Source organism: Nitrospira sp. (assembly GCA_030692565.1).
GTDB lineage: Bacteria > Nitrospirota > Nitrospiria > Nitrospirales > Nitrospiraceae > Nitrospira_D.
The window spans coordinates 54,158-71,415 of the sequence record JAUYAO010000041.1 but is presented as its reverse complement, the minus strand read 5'-3'; the positions used below and the strand labels follow the sequence as shown (position 1 = coordinate 71,415).

The following is a 17,258-nucleotide window of genomic DNA, read 5'->3' as shown; positions in this document are numbered from 1 at the left end:
TCAATGCCTGGTGCTCATGCTTTTCGTCGGCGGGTTCGGCGGACGGGTTTTGATGCGGCCCCGCCTGTCTTGGTGCCTTGCTCCAGGAGATGTTCAAGGAGTCCTTGGAGGGCGAGGAGATAGCCGGCTGGTCCGAAGCCGGAGAGTTGCGCCATCGCCACTCCTGCGATGTAGGAATGATGACGGAATGCTTCCCGCTGGTAAATATTCGAGAGATGCACTTCCACGGTCGGCAGGGCGACGGCGGCCAGGGCATCCCGAATGGCCACGCTGGTATGCGTATAGGCTGCCGGGTTGATAATGATGCCGTGATAACCCGACCGCGCTTCCTGGATCCAGGTGACCAGCTCCCCTTCCATGTTTGATTGGCGGGTATCGACTTCAATGTTCAAGCCCTCGGCTGTCTGGGCAATGGCGGTATCAATTTCGTCGAGCGTGGTGGTGCCGTAAATCGATTGCTCCCGAGTCCCGAGCAGGTTGAGATTGGGCCCATGTAGCACAAGGATTCGAACCATCTCAGGTACGCACTGCCTCCGAAGTCACGAAAAATATTGAGTACACGACAAGGTGCTTAGCGGCGGCATTCTAGCAGCCCCGTCGGAGTGGGTCAAACCTTTGGTCAGGATTGAGTTGAGACTGTGGTGGCCTCGGGAGAGGGGCGATCGCGGCGGCGAGCGTGGATGGACTGCAGCATATGCTCCAGTCGATTGGTGGCTGTCTGGTTTCGTGATGGAGCAGACACGGGAGTCTGTTCGGCGGCGAGTGCAGTCGTCATGGCAGCCTCAACGGGTGCCGGCTCTTGTGCCCGGGGCTGTTCCGTTTCTAGGACTGAGGCCATACTGGCGGTGGCATCAGCTAGGAGATCCGGCATGGCGGGTTCTACCACCTCTGCAGCGGTGTCTGTATTTTCGGCTAGGGCTGATAGCTCCGCAGCGGCCGGCAGGTGTGGATCAGGTGCGACAGCAGCCGCTTCGGACGATGCGACGGTTGCTCTTGTCGATGGTGCCTTAGGTGTTTCGGATGGGTTCGGGATGGCGGCGCCGAGGGAGGCGCGCAGCGAGAGCGATTCTTGATCTAATGGATTGAGAGCGAGGATCACGTCGCATGAGCGGAGCGCCTGGGCGGTGGAGCCTTCGGCGGTGTAGATTTTCGCCAAGGTTCGATGCGCCCGGAGGTTTTCCGGACTGATCTTGATGGCTTCTTCCAGAATGGCTTTGGCTTTGGTCGGTTGGCTCAGCTGGTCATAGGCGCGGCCAAGCGCGACCATCGCCGTGATAAATCCTGGGTAGTACTTCAGCCCGTCTTCGAGGACGCCTGCCGCTTCGGACCACATGCCGGCTTTCCCATACTCTTCAGCCAATGGAATAAAGGCCTTGGAGGCAGGGTCTTTCGCCAGGGTGGTCGCATGACGATCGATTTCAGCGGCGTTGGCCCGGGATCCTGATGCCATTGAGGCTCCTATCGCACGGAAGCCGGTGTCTGTTTGCGAGGTTCGTTCTTGGCAAATTCTACAATGGTTGAGAGGATATCGTGAGCCAATTGTGATTTTGGACGGAGGTCGAAGGCGTGCTGAATTCCGGTGCGGGAGAGGATGATGGCCGCATTGTGTTCGCTGCCGAATCCCGCTCCTGCTTGGGTGACATCGTTGGCGACGATCAGGTCGAGGCCCTTCGCCGTGAGTTTGTCGGTCGCATGTTGGACGAGGTGTTGCGTTTCGGCGGCGAAGCCAACCAGGATTTGGGAGGTGCGTTTGGCCGAGAGCATGGCCAGAATATCGGGAGCCCGTTCCAACTCCAGCGGAGGCACGGCGGCGGTTCCCTTTTTCAGCTTCTGGGCTGCTGGAGTCTTAGGACGAAAGTCCGCCACGGCCGCGGCCATAATGACGATGGAGGACCAGCTGAACTGAGCCGACATGGCTTCCGCCATTTCTTTGGCGGTGATGATTGGCACGACACGGATGCCGGCCGGGGGTGTGAGGGCGGTGGGGCCGGTGACGAGGATGACCTCGGCACCTCGGTTTCTGGCCCCTTCCGCGATGGCATAGCCCATCTTTCCCGACGAGCGGTTGGAAATGTAGCGAACCGGATCGATGGCTTCCTGGGTGGGGCCGGCTGAGACGAGGATCCTCTGCCCTTTCAAATCGGCGAGCGGGATGAGGACCTGTTCAATGGCTTCGAGGATTCGAGTCTCGGCGGCAAGTCGCCCTTGGGCCACTTGCCCTGAAGCGAGCGGACCTTCTTCGGGGTCCAGGACTGTTGTGCCTCGAGAGCGGAGCGTCTTGACATGGTCTTGGACGGTGGGATGTGTCCACATGTCGCCGTCCATGGCCGGTGCCACAATCAAGGGACAGCGGCTCGTGAGTAGCATGGTCGACAGGACATCATCCGCCAGTCCGACAGCGGCCTTTGCCAGAAAGTTGGCCGTCGCCGGGGCGACTACGATGGCATCGGCCTCTTCCGGGATGGAGAGATGCTTCATCTCTTGATGAGCTTCGAAGAGGTCGGTCGTCACGGCCTGGCCGGACAACACTTCAAAGGTCATCGGCGTGACGAACTTCGTCGCGGCCTTGGTCATCACGACGGAGACGCTGGCCCCTTGCCGTGTGAGGGCACGCAGAAGGCTCACGGCCTTATAGGCCGCGATACTTCCTGTGACGCCGAGCGCCACCCGTTTACCGGTCAACGTCCCTGGCGTCGTCTCTGAATCCAACGTTACTCCTCCGCTGGGGCGGGCTTAGCGGCGTCATCGACATAGACGCTGAGTTCTTTCTTAATTTCCTTGGCGTCCTCACCGGTCATCATGGCCAACCGCTCGGTCTCGCCTTCTTTTCCGCGCTTGGCTTCTTTCATGGCCTCACGGGCTTCCTCGCCGACGAGATACTTGACCTCTCCGCGCAGCACTTCGTCGAGCGCGCAGGTGGTTTCCTTGGTGAAGCGGACGAGGCCGGAGCGTTTGGCTCCCTGGATCAGGTGCTTGGCTCGTTGAGCCGCGACGATGACGAGCCGATGGCGTGAATCGAATTGGCCGAGTTTGTACTGGGGCAAGAGGTTGAGCATGTCAATCATGGTGCGCGGTACTCCCTTTAGCAATGGAAGATTGGTCACGATCTCCCGGTTTGGATTCTTTCTCGAGAATGAAGTTCTGTTCGAGCCAATGCATATCCAGTCGCTTCGTCTTGAGGCGTTCCGCCAGGAACACGCTCTGGAGTTCTTTAAGAGACTGTTCCAGGTTGTCGTTACGCACGATGTAGTAGTACTCGCGGTAACTCCACACCTCCTCCTTCACCTTCTGTAATCGGCGCTGAATTTCCTCCGGGGTGTCGGAGGCCCTGCTCTGGAGCCTGGTGCGCAATGTTTCCATTGAGGGCGGCAGGATGAAGATATACACCGCGTCCTGCACCTTCTTCTTGATCTGCAAGGCGCCCTGAACGTCGATTTCCAGCAGAACGTCGATCCCCTGCTCCATCTTGTCCATCAGAGCCTTGCGCGGAGTGCCGTACCAGTTGCCGTACACATGGGCATATTCCATGAACTCGTTTTTGGCCACCATGTCCTGAAAGATTTTCTCTTCGATGAAGAAGTATTCCCGTCCGTGTTCTTCACCGGGGCGCGGCTGCCTGGTGGTATAGGAGACCGAATGCCAAATTCCCGGTACCGAGGCGGTAATTTGTTTGCAGAGTGTCGTCTTGCCCGTTCCGGACGGCGCCGAAATAATGAACAAAATTCCCCGTCGTTCGGGGACATAGGGACGCGGATCTGATGCGGTTGGCGCAGGACTGGTGCTCATGATGCTGGTCATTCCACGTTCTGAATCTGTTCTCTGATTCGCTCTAACTCTGCCTTCATTTGTACGACCGATGCCGTGATCGTCGCATCGTTGGCCTTGGAGCCGATGGTATTGACCTCTCGCCCCATCTCTTGCAGGAGAAAGTCCAACGTTTTGCCCACGGACTCTGAACTCTGAAGCGTATGGTCGAACTGTATCATATGTGCATCGAGTCTGACCAATTCTTCTGTGATGTCGCTGCGATCCGCAAAGAGGGCCAGCTCTTGATGCAATTTCGGGACATCCGGGATCTCAGACGACAGCAGCTTTTCAAGTCTGATTTTCATGCGGTCAAAAGCCTCTTGGGCCACTGACGGGGCTTTAACCGCCACTTGTGCCTTCAGTCCGCGCAAGGTCTCAAGGCGCGCGCGAATATCCGTCGCGAGGAGGGCCCCCTCCTTCTTTCTCATCTTCACCAGGTCTTGAATCGCCTGGCCTGCCAGTTTTTCTATGAGCGCGGCAAGCTTGGGGTCGTCGGACGGCTGGTCGGAAATCGTAATGACATCACGGAATCCTGCCAGGAGCCCGACATCGATCGTTCCTTTGAGCTTGAGCGTTTTCTGGAGATTCCGGAGGGCCTGATGGTACTGCTTCGCCAGATCAGCGTCAAGTTGCAGCGAGCGTGCCCCTCCCCGCCCGCCCTGCACGAGGACCGTGAGGTCGACGCGTCCGCGGCGGCAATGTTCCTGAATGGCTTTTTTGATGTGTTCTTCACGCGCGCTCATGGTCTTCGGCAGTCGCAGGCCGGTTTCCAAAAACCGGTGATTGACGGAGCGAATTTCTGCCGTCACCTGTCCGTCCTGCCAGGCCCCTTGTCGTCGTCCGAAACCGGTCATGCTGGTGATCATTGCGGGAGCTTTCCTTTCCATTGGCACTCTGTATAGAGCGGGCATGCATTGCAGAGGGGTTTGCGCGCCAGGCAGATATAGCGTCCGTGCAGGAGCAGTCGCTGGGAAATGGCGGTCCATTGAGCGGTGGGAAATTGCTGCTGCAAATCCTGTTCGATTCGCTCGGGATTGTCCGAGGTGGTCAGGCCTAGTCGATTGGCGACTCGTTTGACATGCGTGTCGACGACGATCGACGGTTGCCCGAAGGCGGTCCCCAGGATCACGTTCGCGGTCTTGCGGCCGACCCCTGGGATGGTCGTCAATTCTTCCATGCGTTGCGGAACGGATCCGCCGAATCGTTCCGTCACGGCTTTGCCGCATCCGATTAAGTGCTTGGCTTTATTTTTGTAGAACCCGGTCGATTTGATCAGGGCCTCAAGTTCGAGCGGAGGGGCCGTGGCGTAGTCTTGCGGTTGACGAAAACGCTTGAACAGCGCCGGGGTGACTTGGTTGACCCGCCGGTCGGTGCACTGGGCGGACAGGATGGTGGCGACGAGCAATTCCCACGGAGACTGGTGGGTCAGCTCCATCTCGGCTTTCGGCTGATGCTTCAACAGCAGGCGCGCAAGCGTAGCTGGCTTGGTTGTCACGGATGAGTGGCGGCGCGAATGAGCGTTCATTGAAAGTGGCGCAATTCTGCCGCGGTTAATGGTGAGATGCAAGTGCAGGATCCGGGGCCGGCGGTGGAGGAAGGTCGGGTTCCTCGGTGCTGGTCATGGTGTGAACGCGTGTTGCGAGGTGATCAATCAGCGGCCGCAATGTCGATGCGTCCAGGGCGCAGATGCCGATGGCGTCATAGCGTCGGCATAGGGCTTCGGCTTGAGCGGCGGGCAGTCGATCGCACTTATTGAAGATCAGGACTTGCGGGATCTTATCGAGCTCCAATTCTTCGAGAATATCCAGGACGGCTTTCATCTGAACGTCGATGTCGGGCGCGCTCGCATCGACGACATGGAGCAGTAAATCGGCTTCGCGCAATTCCTCCAGCGTCGTCCGGAACGCCCCGATCAGTTCTTTGGGGAGATCGCGGATAAATCCGACGGTATCGGTGACGATGACTTCCCGATCCTGCGGGAAGCGCAGGCGGCGGCTGGTGGTGTCCAATGTCTCAAAGAGGCGATTTTCCGCCGAGACATGACTTTCCGTGAGGAGGTTCAGCAAGGTCGACTTGCCGGCGTTGGTGTAGCCGACGAAGGAGAGGACCGGCAGTTGCTGCCGTTCCCGGCGTGCGCGGCGTTGATTCTGGTGTTTGAAGAATTGTTCGATTTCGCGCTCCAAGTGGGTAATCCGATCGCGAATCTTCCGGCGATCGGTTTCCAATTTCGTTTCTCCCGGGCCTCTGGTTCCGATGCCTCCGCCGAGGCGTGACAGCTGTGTGCCTTGTCCGGAGAGGCGCGGGAGCAGATAGCGTAATTGCGCCAGTTCCACCTGGACCTTGCCTTCACGGCTATGGGCCCGGCGCGCAAAAATGTCGAGAATCAACTGCGTCCGGTCGATGATTTTGATGTCTGTCATCTCGGCAATCGCCCGCGCCTGGGCCGGCGTAAGCGTTTGATCAAAGATGACCATATCCGCGCCCTTATGCAGGGTTTGTATCAGCACTTCTTTCAGTTTTCCGCTTCCCAGCAGGTATCGCTGGTGGCCGTCTCCAATGCGTTGCGCAATCGAATCAAACACGGTGACGCCGACAGAGGCCGCAAGGTCGGCGAGCTCGGCGAGCCGTTCTTCCTGCTCGGCGCGACCATGCGACGATGCGCTGACCAGGATGGCGGACTCGCTCCCGCTGGTCACGGCGTGATGCTTGAGAGCTTCCTGCAGGTCTACTTCGAGGTCTTTGATGAATCGGTCGAAGACGAGGGGGCATTCCTGTAGCGGCGTCGGTTTGAGGACTTCGCAGAGTCGCCCGGTTTCATTCGGCGGCAGGAGATGCGCGAGATAGAGCGTCCCAGGCGTGCCGTTTGGTGATACTGAGAGAATGCCGATCAGGTCGAGGCGCAGGTAGCCGAGGTCGGTCAGATCTTCCTGGCTTAAGGGCCGGTCTTGGAGTTGCGTTCGAATCAGGCGGAGCCCTCGCAGTGAGCGGGGGCCTGCGCGAAATTTAGACAGTGTGGTGGGCGACAACACCATGTCGGTTCCCACGATGATTTCCTGCACGACACCGCGTCTGGTGAGAAGCAGCGAGATTGGACGCCGGTACTCAGCCGAGAGCGTCGAGAGCTCTGTCGCCAGCTCAAGGGACAGGACCTCATCGACCGCATTCCGTCGTCGATAGAGATGCTCGATCGCGGCGAGTTGGCTGGCACGAAGTCCGAGAGTTTTGCCTTGTATCTCAGGAATAGGCGGCCTCTTGGTCAGCGCGGGTGGACGGTTGCACGGCCGGCGTAAGTGCCCGGTCGCAGTGATGGCAGAATCTCGAGGTCAGCGACGGGCCGGTGCCCGCGTAGGAGCAATTGTCTCCCGGCAGATGCAATCATGGCGGCGTTGTCGGTGCAGTAGGCCATCGGCGGCAACGCGAGCCTGACTCCCTCTTCCTGGGCTCTCGCGGTAAGCAGTGTACGAAGCCGTGAGTTGGCGGAAACCCCCCCGACCACGGCCAGCGCATCCACGCCGGACGACCGTACCGCCACAAACGCCCGATCGACAAGAACGCGCACAATCGCCTCTTGGTAGCCCGCTGCCAGATCGGCGGCCTGGGCGGTACGTGCCGCTGCGTCCATTCCTCGAAGCCGATAGAGCAACGATGTCTTCAGCCCGCTGAAGCTGAACTCCAAGCTGCTCTTTTGTAAGCGAGACAAGGGGAAGCGAATGGCTTTGGGGTTCCCTTGGCGCGCCAGGCGATCGATCGCGGGGCCACCAGGATAATCAAGGCCGAGCATCTGCGCGCCCTTATCAAACGCTTCACCGGCGGCATCGTCCCTGGTGCAGCCCAATAGTATGGTTCGACCATCGGCTTCCCTCCTGAATAAATGGGTATGCCCACCGGATACGACAAGAACAATGCAGGGGAACGGGAATGCGGGATCCGCCAGCCAGGCAGAGGCGATATGTCCTTCTAGATGATTGACGCCAACAAGCGGGAGCGAGAGCCCATAGGCCAATCCTTTGGCGTAATTGAGTCCGACCAGAAGCGCACCGGCGAGGCCGGGTCCTTGTGTGACGGCGATGGCCCCAAGGTCATGCCTGGAAAGACGTGCTTCAACCAGCGCGGACTGGACAACCCGGTCAATGGTACTCAGATGGGCGCGTGCGGCCAGCTCAGGCACCACGCCGCCGAACTGGCGATGAACTGAGTCTTGTGAGGACACGATGTTCGAGAGGACCGTTCCATCGTGATTCAGGATTGCAGCCGATGTTTCATCGCAGGAGGATTCAATCCCCAGTATCGGGCATGGGGTCCAGGAAGTGGTGTGTTCAGTTGCAGCGGATGGACTCGTCGTCATGACTCTGTAGAGTTATCACACTCTGTCGCTGAAAAGCATGCACCCCCTGCGGTCAATGACCGCAGGGGGTGCAGATGAATCAATCTCACTCTGTCGTACGAGCGTATCCCGATGGACGGGTTAGACGCTGGCCATCGTCTCCTGCTCGATGAAGGTTGGGGCTCCGTCGCGAAGCACGACCTTGATCTTGCGGCTGTCCTTGAACCGTCCTCTGATGAGGTCATCGGAGAGCGGATCGCCGATGGCGCGTTGAATGGTCCGGCGCATCGGGCGGGCCCCATACAACGGCTCATATCCTTCTTTGATCAGCCATTGTTTGACTTCGTCATCCAGCTCGATCTCGACACCCTTTTCCACAAGCCGTGCGTTCAGCTCACGAACCAGGATATCAAGGATGGTGTAGAGCTGTTCCTTCTCCAGTTGATGGAAGATTACGACTTCGTCGATCCGGTTCAGGAACTCAGGGCTGAAGGAGCGGCGCAATTCGCCCATCACTTCTTCCTTCTTTCTCCTCGCCTGCTCCCCTTCCGTACTCTGGAAGCCGAGCGACACACCTTTTTGGATCATCTTGGTGCCGATATTCGACGTCATGATGATCACGGTGTTCTTGAAATCTATCTTACGACCCAGGCTGTCGGTCAGCACACCGTCGTCTAAGACTTGAAGCAGCACATTGAAGACGTCCGGATGGGCCTTCTCGATTTCATCGAAGAGCACGACAGAATACGGACGGCGACGGACCTTCTCGGTCAGCTGTCCGCCCTCTTCGTAGCCGACATAGCCCGGAGGCGCTCCAAAGAGTCGCGAGCTGGTGAACTTCTCTTGGTATTCGGACATGTCGACGCGAATCAAGGCATCTTCGCTGTTGAATAAGAATTCTGCGACGGTCCTGGCCAACTCGGTTTTGCCGACGCCGGTGGGACCCATGAAAATAAACGAGCCGATCGGCTTCTTCGCATCTTTCAAACCCGCCCGTGAGCGGCGGATGGCGCGCGATACGGCCGAAATCGCTTCGTTCTGGCCGATGACGCGTTTGTGGAGGAAATCCTCCATGTGCAGCAACTTGTTCGACTCTTCTTCTTCCAGTTTAAAGAGCGGGATGCCCGTCATCTTCGAGACGACGTAGGCCACATCTTCTTTTCCGATGGTCGGCTTGTTCTTTTCCTGGCTCTTTTTCCATTCGCGCTTCGATTCATCCAGCAGTTTGCGCAACCGCTCTTCTTCTTCACGGTGGCGCACGGCTTCTTCGAAGTTCTGCATGGAGATCGCGAGTTCTTTATCCCGCGAGACTTTCTTGAGTTCCTGCTCCATCGCCTTCAGCTCAGACGGCAAGGCATAGGTCTGGAGTTTGGCGCGCGAGCCGGTTTCGTCGATCAAATCGATCGCTTTGTCCGGGAGGAATCGATCGGTGATGTACCGGTCGGACAGTTTCACCGCCTCGATGATGGCATCCTCAGAGATCTCGACGCCATGGTGCTCTTCGTATCGGTCTCTGAGACCCTGGATGATCAGCACGGCCTCATCCATGCTCGGGGGCTGCACATGAATCGGCTGGAACCGTCGCTTGAGGGCGCCGTCTTTTTCGATGTGCTTGCGGTATTCGTCCAGCGTGGTGGCGCCGATGCATTGGATCTCGCCACGGGACAGCGCGGGCTTCAGCATGTTAGAGGCATCGATCGATCCCTCGGCCGCTCCGGCTCCGACGAGCGTGTGCAATTCATCGATGAAGATGATGATATTGCCGGCCTGCACAATTTCCTTCATCACGACCTTGAGCCGCTCTTCAAACTGGCCGCGGTATTTTGTTCCGGCAACCAGCGAACCAAGGTCGAGTGCGATGACCCGGCGCGACAAGAGATTATCCGGAACTTCTGACTGTATGATTCGTTGGGCCAAGCCTTCGACGATGGCGGTCTTGCCGACACCCGACTCTCCGATGAGGACCGGATTATTTTTGGTCCGACGGCTGAGAATCTGAAGGACGCGTTCGATTTCATCGGCGCGACCGATGACCGGATCTAACAGACCTTCTTGGGCCATCTGGGTCAGATCCCGTCCGAATTCATCGAGCGCCGGCGTGTTGCTCTTCCGGTCTCGCTCCCGCGGAGCGGACTTTCTCAGGAAGGTGACGGTCAACTGTCTGGCCGTCAGGAGATTGGCTCCGAGGCTACGGAGAATCTTTCCGCCGATCCCTTCTTCCTCCCGCAATAGGCCGAGCAGGAGATGCTCACTGCCGATATGGTTATGGCCCAACAGTCTGGCCTCTTCCACACCGTATTCAATGACTTTCTTGACGCGCGGGCTAAAGGGAATTTCCCCAAACGTCATCGTGGTCCCACCGCCGGGCAAGTTCCGCTCAATTTCGAGCCGGATCTGTTCGGTCGAGAGGCCCATTTTTTTCAGGATCATCAGGGCGATACCGTCGGATTCACGGAGAATCGCGAGAACCAAGTGCTCCGTCCCGAGATAATCGTTCTGGTGCCGCTCGGCCTCTTCCCGTGCCAGGATGATGATCTTCCGACCCTTGTCCGTGAATCGTTCGAACATCCTGCCTCCTTCTGGTCTGGTATAGACTCGTAGTGGTTCCGGTCGCGCGAACCTATGGAAAATCTTGGCCTAATTCTAACTACCGGCTTTTCGAGTGTCAAGGTTGCACGCAAATCCTACAATGATGAAAGTCAATCATACATAAATGGTTATGTGTCAGGTGCTCGACTTTGGCTCATCATGTGCGTGGGATCGTTTCGTTGACAGTCTGAGAACCGTCCCGATACAATCCCGCACCTTTCGCCACTCCACAATTGAAGGCACGCCGGTATCGATATGCAACGTAAGAGCATTGGCATTCTCACGAAGCCGAAATTTCCAGAGGTCAAGGAAACGCTGCAGAGCGTTGTCTCCTGGTTGCGGGCGAAGAATATCGTTGCGCTATTAGATACGACGTCCGCTGCATTGCTTGGCGAGACCGGGGGAATTCAGAAAACGCAGCTGGCCAATCAGGCCGATGTGTTGTTGGTATTAGGTGGTGACGGGACGATGTTGAATGCGGCGCGGCTCGCCGGCGAACGGGGCATTCCCATTCTCGGGGTCAACATGGGCGGGCTGGGGTTTCTTACCGAAGTCCGTCTGGAGAATCTCTATCCCTCGCTTGAGCGAGTCTTTGCCAACGACTTTGTGTTGGATGAGCGTCTGATGCTCAAGACCCATGTGCACCGGCATGGGGAAACGGTGACGCAAGGGGCTGTCCTCAATGATGTCGTGATCAGCAAGGGCACCTTGGCGAGAATGATTGAGCTGAAAATTGCCATTCAGGGCGAGTTCGTGACGAATTTGCGCGGCGACGGATTGATCGTCAGCACCCCGACAGGATCGACCGCCTACTCTCTTTCGGCCGGCGGTCCGATCCTAGCTCCGGCAGTGCAGTCGTTGGTGTTGACCCCGATCTGTCCCCACACGCTCACCCATCGTCCGTTGATTGTCCCGGCTGGAGCGGAAATCGAAGTGACGCTGACCAGTAAGGATGACGGAGCGATGGCCACCATGGATGGCCAGGTGGGTGTGGCTATTTCGCAAGGCGATACGATTGAGATCAAAGTCTCGGAACATCGCACGAGGCTGATCCGGTTTCCAGAGACGCGATATTATGAAGTGTTGCGGGAGAAGCTGAAATGGGGAGACGGCTGAACCGTCCCCCCTGGTTCGGCTAGTGCGAGTGCCGCTCGATCAAGTTGAGCATTTCTTGGTTGGTGGCGTATTTGAATTCCCCGATACAGTCCGTCGCGCCGCTATGGGCTTTCTCCGCGGCATCGAGCGCTTTAAGTCCTGCAAGGTTCACCGGTCGGCTTTTTCGTTCCTTCAACAAACCAGTGAGTTTGTCTGTGACGGCTTTTGCTGAGACCGGCTGGCCTTGATTCTTTGTGTCCAGATAGCGAGTCACCACTTCCGCGCACCACTCCCCGTCTCGCTTGGCGACACCAACGAGCCCTTCGCTGGCCTTACGCGCCCATCCTGTGAGGAAGACCCCATCCACGGCTTTCCCGGTCGCCTCGTCATAGGCCTGGAAAAGCGCATCGTCTGGATCGTTGTTGGTCTTGTTGGGATTGGTGACAAACAGTCCGTTCTTATAGGGGAGCCCTACGGTCTCGTCCACCTTGTCGCCGACCGCAAAGACGACGGCGTCGCAGGGGAACTCGTAATACTGCTTGAGTCCGACGGCGGCCGTGTCGGTGCCTTTAGGCTCCAGCTTATTGTCTTCCATCTCCAAGCCGCGCACCCGATTGTTGCCATCGACCAAAATGCGTTTCGGCGATGCCAAGAACTTGAACCCCATTTTCGTGGGGCTGACGGCCGGTTCGCACTTAGTGAATTCGTCCGTCAGACCTTTCAGGACTTCGTCGGCATTCTGGCCGACGGCGGCGAGACGGTCCTTGATGCGCGCCACTTCTGCGGTGATCCCCTCGACATCCATATTCGCGCAGACTGACCGGATTTCTTTCGGGTTGTATTTTCGTTCCAGGGGGCCGCGTCGCACGATGGCCGTGACGCGTTCCACCTTCTTATAGCGAATCAGCCAATGGGCGATATCGACCATGACGTCGCCGGCTCCGATCACAGCCACATGCTTTCCGACTTCAAACGGCCGATCGCCGAATCCCGGCAAGCGGTTGAAGTGGTAGACCACATCCTTGGCATGGAATACCCCCTCTGCCGAATCCCCCTCTACGCCGATGGCCTTGGTGCCTTGTGCGCCGATCGCAAAGACAACTGCGCTGGCGCCGAGAGCGCGAACGTCCTCCACGGTCAGGTCTTTCCCCTTCCCGATGGACACGTTGCCGAAGTAGTGCACGTTCGGCTGCTCCAGCATTTCCCAATATTGCTTTTTCAGGCCGCCGCGCAATTTCAGCTTGGCCGGAAATATTCCGTATTCTGCCAGCCCGCCGAACTTGATGTCGCGGTTCAGTATGATGACGTCATGGCCGGCCTTCGCCAGCATATTTGAAGCGGCCATTCCGGCTGGTCCGGCTCCGGCCACAATGATCACATGCTTACCCTGTGCGCTCATGCGGTATTCCCTAAAGAAGTGAATAGAAAGTGACTAGAACCCCAACAGTTTCGCGGACATTAGCATAGAGACTTTTGGGGTGTCAAAGTTTTGGAGCATTTCACCTTCCGGGCCGTCTCGCGGGATAGCCACTCCAGGAGATATGCGCTATTTGCTCCATCGAATGGCGCGTACGACGTTCGAGAAATCATCGGACCAGAGGCCGACCGATGAGGATTGTTGCAGTGGTGTCCACCGTGGATCCTTGCCCAGGGCGCCGAAGGCTTCTTTCTCTTTTGCCATGACCACGATGTCCGCCGCATATTGCAGGATCGTGTCATCCGACGTGCCGAACTGTTTCAACCCAAATAAATGAAGGACGTGTTCGAGGTTCCCCAATACCGGCTCGAGCGCCAGATACCGATTGGAGATGTGAATGACCAATAAACCGTTGGGAGCCAATTTCCGCAGATACATCTCCATCGCTTCGCGGGTGAGAAGATGAACCGGGATCGCATCTGAGGTAAACGCGTCCAGGATGACCATGTCGTAGGCGCCGTCCGGAGCTTCCAGCATTTTCAGCCGGGCATCACCCACAACGACCCGCAGATCGACCCCGCGGCGGACGGCGTCGTCGTAATACGTAAACAACCTGGGAGTTTGCGCAATCTCTACCACCGCCGGATCGATTTCGTAAAATGTCAGCGACTGCCCCTGCTCGGCATAATTGGCCAATGCCGCGATGCCGAGGCCCGTGACGGCAATACGCTTCTTGGATTTGGTCCCGCTGAACGCGGCAAACACTTGTCCGTAGGGTCCGGCGGGATGAAAGTAGCTCACCGATTCTCGTCGCATCTCCGGCTGCATACGCTGCATGCCGTGGTTGATAGTGCCGTGCTTCAGCCGATGCACATCTCCATCCGCTTTGACCGTGAGCACGCCGAAGAATGAGCGTGTCCGGTACAGGACTGGATCATCGAACGCGTTACTGATGACGTTGGCGGTAATGAGCACCGCGCCGAGCGCCAATCCAAAGTGAAGCGGTTTCCGGATACAGGCATAACACAGCAGCAACGGAATACCGGCGAGGGCGGCGTCCAGGATGAGCGGCGGTTCATCCAACGAATAGCTGAGGGCCGTACAGAGCGCGGTGGTCAGTCCCGCTCCTGCCATCCACGGCAGATCTCCCGCGTTCCGCACGCGTGCGCCCCACCGGGAAGAGATCCAGTGCGACAGCCACAGCGGATCGGCGCCTTCTAGACGTGGCAGCACACAGGCGGCGAGCACGAGCATGATGTCGTATTCATAGATGTCGCTGAACACAACCGGCGCAATCAGGGCATTGAAGAGGCCTCCGAGCGCCCCGCCAATGGACATGAGTAAATAGAAGATCGTCAGCCGGTCTGTCGCGGGCCTCGTTCTGGCTAGTTCGCCATGACAGACCATCGCCACCAGACTCAACCCCACGAGAGGGAGCAGGAATTGAACGAGATATGTAAGTGATGGGGCAAAGGGGATGGCGTTGAATATCAGGAGCAGCAGTACGACCGGTAAGGTGATGACCATGGCTCGGTGATTGGCCGGAGACCATTTCGCGAACACGAGAATAAAACTCAGCAGATACAGCGCGAGAGGGACGACCCACAGCAATGGAATGGCTGCGACATTGAGCGTGAGGTGGGTCGTGGCCCCCAGTAACAGGCTCGAGGGAATGAAGGCCAGGAGGATCCAGCGCAGGCGAATGAGCATGGGAAGCGGCGAGAGCGGCGCAGTTGTCTGAGCCGTCGACCTGGGGGGCGTTGTCGCCGCTCCGTGCGCGTGTTCGCGCCTGAGGAGCCACGCGCATGTTCCAAGAAGGGCGACAAGGACTCCATACCCGATGCTCCAGAGCATCGTCTGCGACAATCCTTGTGTGCCTCTGAGGGGAACCCAGGGTTCGATCGCGAACGGATAGCCCAGTAATGCCACCATGCTGCCCGCATTACTTGCGGCATACAAGAAATAGGGATCTCGAGCAGACGGATGAGGGGTCCAAGAAAACCACTTCTGTAAGAGCGGGGCCGTCGTGGAGAGCATGAAGAAGGGAAGGCCGATCGACACGGTCAAGAGAAGGAGCACCCAGAGCACAGGGTTGGTCTGGTCGGGAGACGTCCATGCGGCTGGGATGCCGATGGGCAGGAGGAACAGCGGAACAGCCAGCAAGAGCAGATGGACGAATACCTGGCGACGAGGCGCGACCCATGAATTCAGGAGATGGACATACCCGTACCCCGCCAAGAGCGAGGTCTGAAAGAACAACATGCAGGCATTCCAGACCGCCGGGGTCCCCCCCAACATCGGGAGGATCATCTTTGCCATCATGGGCTGGACGAGAAACAGTAAGAAGGCGCTCAGGAAGATCGTCGCCGACCAGACTATGGCCAAGTCATGCTCCGTTGCGTCGTCACAATCGTTCCCCGATTCTCAGCTGGCGATTCTCGCGTGGATGCCGCTGCACCGACAGGATGGTTGACCGTCCGCCCTTATCCCCCCGCACTCCCTACCGGGCCGCCAGGCATGGTCATGCGCCAGGGATCGAGCAATTCGGTGAGGCGTTTGTCGGAGAGCACTTTCTGCTCCTTCGCGACTTCGCGTACGGTCTTGCCGGACTTATAGGCATCTTTGGCCAGCTTGGCGGCCGCCTCGTAACCGATTTCCGGCGCGAGCGCCGTACACATCGCCAGGCTTTCCTCGATCAGACTCTTGCAGCGCTCTTCATTGGCTTTGATGCCGTCGATACATTTAACGGCAAAGTTATTGGAGACGGAGGCGAGCAGCTCGATCGATTGCAGGAGATTGTAGGCCATGACCGGCAGCATGACGATCAATTCGAAGTTGGCCGCCTGTCCGCCGATCGTGACGGTGACATCGTTGCCGATGACCTGGGCGCAGACCATCGTCACGGATTCGGCAATCACGGGGTTCACTTTCCCCGGCATAATCGACGAGCCTGGCTGCGTTTCCGGCAGATTGATTTCTCCCAACCCGCAGCGCGGGCCTGAGCCGAGCCAGCGCACATCATTGGCGATCTTCATCAGGCTCACGGTCACTGTCCGCAACTCCCCGCTGGCTTCAACCAACGAATCCTGAGCCGACTGGGCCTCGAAATGATTCTTGGCTTCTGTGAAGGCGCAGCCGGTTTCTTTGGAAATGATGGCCATGACTTTCGAGGAAAATTTTGGATGACAGTTCAGTCCGGTACCCACCGCGGTGCCGCCGAGGGCGACTTCGCTGAGGGCATCTTGTGCGCGCTTCACGCGCTGAATACCAAGCTCAATCTGGCGCGCATAGCCGCCGAACTCCTGGCCCAGTCGCACCGGTGTGGCATCTTGCAAATGGGTACGGCCGATCTTGACGATCTTGTCGAACTCCTTGGCCTTGCGGTCGAGGGCTTTCTGCAAACGGGTCAGGGCCGGAATGAGCTGTTGCTGCATCAACTCCCCTGCGGCGATGTGAATCGCCGTGGGAATCACGTCGTTGCTGGATTGCCCCAAATTGACGTGATCGTTCGGGTGGACCAATTTGCTCCCGCGTGCGCCGCCGAGAAGCTCGGTGGCCCGGTTCGAAATCACTTCGTTGGTATTCATGTTGGTGGAGGTGCCGGATCCGGTTTGGAAAATGTCGACCGGAAATTCGGCGTCGAGTTTCCCCTCGACCACTTCGGTGGCCGCCGCCTTGATCGCGTCCGCGGGTTTCTTGTCCAGGAGACCCAGCGATTGATTGACACTGGCAGCGGCGCGCTTGATCAGCCCCATGGCCCGGATCACCGACCGCGGCATGCGGAGGGAGCTGATCGGGAAATTCTCGATGGCGCGCGCGGTTTGCACGCCGTAGTAGGCATCCGAGGGGACGGCCAATTCGCCCATCGTGTCGCGTTCAATGCGGGTGTTTGCGGGCTGTGTTCCTGATGACTTCTTCATGCGTGTATCTCCTCGCTAGGCAATCGTGTGGGTAAGGGAGCGCGCATCTTAAACGGTTGCGGCTAAGAAGCTCAAGAGTATGAGGGGAAGAGAATGATGCCGGCTG

14 protein-coding genes are annotated in these 17,258 nt (G+C 58.1%); 1 reads left to right on the top strand and 13 read right to left on the bottom strand.

Going from position 1 to position 17,258, the window contains the following annotated elements; genetic code table 11:
• Window positions 1–14: 14 nt before the first annotated feature.
• The 10 genes from aroQ to Q8N04_10100 form a co-directional block, all read right to left on the bottom strand.
• A complete protein-coding gene (gene aroQ / locus Q8N04_10145; protein MDP3091030.1) occupies window positions 15–515 on the bottom strand; it encodes a type II 3-dehydroquinate dehydratase in 501 nt (166 codons plus the stop codon).
• Window positions 516–619: 104 nt separating this feature from the next.
• On the bottom strand, window positions 620–1,450 hold the full coding sequence (locus tag Q8N04_10140) for a tetratricopeptide repeat protein (protein ID MDP3091029.1): 831 nt from the start codon (window positions 1,448–1,450) through the stop codon (window positions 620–622).
• Between the two features lie 8 nt (window positions 1,451–1,458).
• Window positions 1,459–2,709, bottom strand: a complete 1,251-nt coding sequence (gene coaBC, locus Q8N04_10135) for a bifunctional phosphopantothenoylcysteine decarboxylase/phosphopantothenate--cysteine ligase CoaBC (protein MDP3091028.1) — start codon at window positions 2,707–2,709, stop codon at window positions 1,459–1,461.
• A gap of 2 nt (window positions 2,710–2,711) precedes the next feature.
• A complete protein-coding gene (locus tag Q8N04_10130; GenBank protein ID MDP3091027.1) occupies window positions 2,712–3,065 on the bottom strand; it encodes a DNA-directed RNA polymerase subunit omega in 354 nt (117 codons plus the stop codon).
• Window positions 3,058–3,786, bottom strand: coding sequence for a guanylate kinase (gene gmk / locus Q8N04_10125; protein ID MDP3091026.1), 729 nt, complete (start codon window positions 3,784–3,786; stop codon window positions 3,058–3,060). Before gmk ends, Q8N04_10130 begins: the two co-directional genes overlap by 8 nt.
• Window positions 3,787–3,794: 8 nt before the next feature.
• Window positions 3,795–4,673 (bottom strand): YicC/YloC family endoribonuclease, encoded by an 879-nt coding sequence (locus tag Q8N04_10120; GenBank protein ID MDP3091025.1) that lies wholly within the window; start codon window positions 4,671–4,673, stop codon window positions 3,795–3,797.
• The gene (gene nth / locus Q8N04_10115; protein MDP3091024.1) at window positions 4,670–5,332 is read right to left on the bottom strand and encodes an endonuclease III; all 663 of its coding nucleotides are present in this window, start codon (window positions 5,330–5,332) and stop codon (window positions 4,670–4,672) included. The genes Q8N04_10120 and nth overlap by 4 nt, the downstream gene beginning before the upstream one ends.
• Before the next feature lie 25 nt (window positions 5,333–5,357).
• Entirely contained in the window at window positions 5,358–6,851 is a 1,494-nt protein-coding gene (hflX, locus tag Q8N04_10110; GenBank protein MDP3091023.1) for a GTPase HflX, read from the bottom strand.
• Between the two features lie 212 nt (window positions 6,852–7,063).
• Window positions 7,064–8,152, bottom strand: a complete 1,089-nt coding sequence (gene tsaD / locus Q8N04_10105; GenBank protein ID MDP3091022.1) for a tRNA (adenosine(37)-N6)-threonylcarbamoyltransferase complex transferase subunit TsaD — start codon at window positions 8,150–8,152, stop codon at window positions 7,064–7,066.
• 120 nt (window positions 8,153–8,272) lie between these two features.
• Window positions 8,273–10,699, bottom strand: coding sequence for an ATP-dependent Clp protease ATP-binding subunit (locus tag Q8N04_10100; protein ID MDP3091021.1), 2,427 nt, complete (start codon window positions 10,697–10,699; stop codon window positions 8,273–8,275).
• Window positions 10,700–10,975: 276 nt separating this feature from the next.
• On the opposite strand from Q8N04_10100, the gene Q8N04_10095 reads away from it, so the two are divergent.
• Complete coding sequence (locus Q8N04_10095) at window positions 10,976–11,836, top strand: NAD(+)/NADH kinase (protein ID MDP3091020.1); 861 nt, start codon at window positions 10,976–10,978, stop codon at window positions 11,834–11,836.
• Between the two features lie 19 nt (window positions 11,837–11,855).
• Here Q8N04_10095 and Q8N04_10090 read toward each other — a convergent pair whose 3' ends face one another.
• The 3 genes from Q8N04_10090 to Q8N04_10080 form a co-directional block, all read right to left on the bottom strand.
• Window positions 11,856–13,214, bottom strand: coding sequence for an FAD-dependent oxidoreductase (locus tag Q8N04_10090; GenBank protein ID MDP3091019.1), 1,359 nt, complete (start codon window positions 13,212–13,214; stop codon window positions 11,856–11,858).
• Window positions 13,215–13,361: 147 nt separating this feature from the next.
• On the bottom strand, window positions 13,362–15,617 hold the full coding sequence (locus Q8N04_10085) for a fused MFS/spermidine synthase (GenBank protein MDP3091018.1): 2,256 nt from the start codon (window positions 15,615–15,617) through the stop codon (window positions 13,362–13,364).
• A gap of 98 nt (window positions 15,618–15,715) precedes the next feature.
• Entirely contained in the window at window positions 15,716–17,152 is a 1,437-nt protein-coding gene (locus tag Q8N04_10080; protein MDP3091017.1) for a class II fumarate hydratase, read from the bottom strand.
• Window positions 17,153–17,258: the final 106 nt, after the last annotated feature.

Coding starts and splice junctions, on each gene's coding strand:
- aroQ (MDP3091030.1), bottom strand. CDS start 515: ATGGTTCGAATCCTTGTGCTACATGGGCCCAATCTCAACCTGCTCGGG.
- Q8N04_10140 (MDP3091029.1), bottom strand. CDS start 1,450: ATGGCATCAGGATCCCGGGCCAACGCCGCTGAAATCGATCGTCATGCG.
- Q8N04_10130 (MDP3091027.1), bottom strand. CDS start 3,065: ATGATTGACATGCTCAACCTCTTGCCCCAGTACAAACTCGGCCAATTC.
- gmk (MDP3091026.1), bottom strand. CDS start 3,786: ATGAGCACCAGTCCTGCGCCAACCGCATCAGATCCGCGTCCCTATGTC.
- Q8N04_10120 (MDP3091025.1), bottom strand. CDS start 4,673: ATGATCACCAGCATGACCGGTTTCGGACGACGACAAGGGGCCTGGCAG.
- nth (MDP3091024.1), bottom strand. CDS start 5,332: ATGAACGCTCATTCGCGCCGCCACTCATCCGTGACAACCAAGCCAGCT.
- tsaD (MDP3091022.1), bottom strand. CDS start 8,152: ATGACGACGAGTCCATCCGCTGCAACTGAACACACCACTTCCTGGACC.
- Q8N04_10100 (MDP3091021.1), bottom strand. CDS start 10,699: ATGTTCGAACGATTCACGGACAAGGGTCGGAAGATCATCATCCTGGCA.
- Q8N04_10095 (MDP3091020.1), top strand. CDS start 10,976: ATGCAACGTAAGAGCATTGGCATTCTCACGAAGCCGAAATTTCCAGAG.
- Q8N04_10090 (MDP3091019.1), bottom strand. CDS start 13,214: ATGAGCGCACAGGGTAAGCATGTGATCATTGTGGCCGGAGCCGGACCA.
- Q8N04_10080 (MDP3091017.1), bottom strand. CDS start 17,152: ATGAAGAAGTCATCAGGAACACAGCCCGCAAACACCCGCATTGAACGC.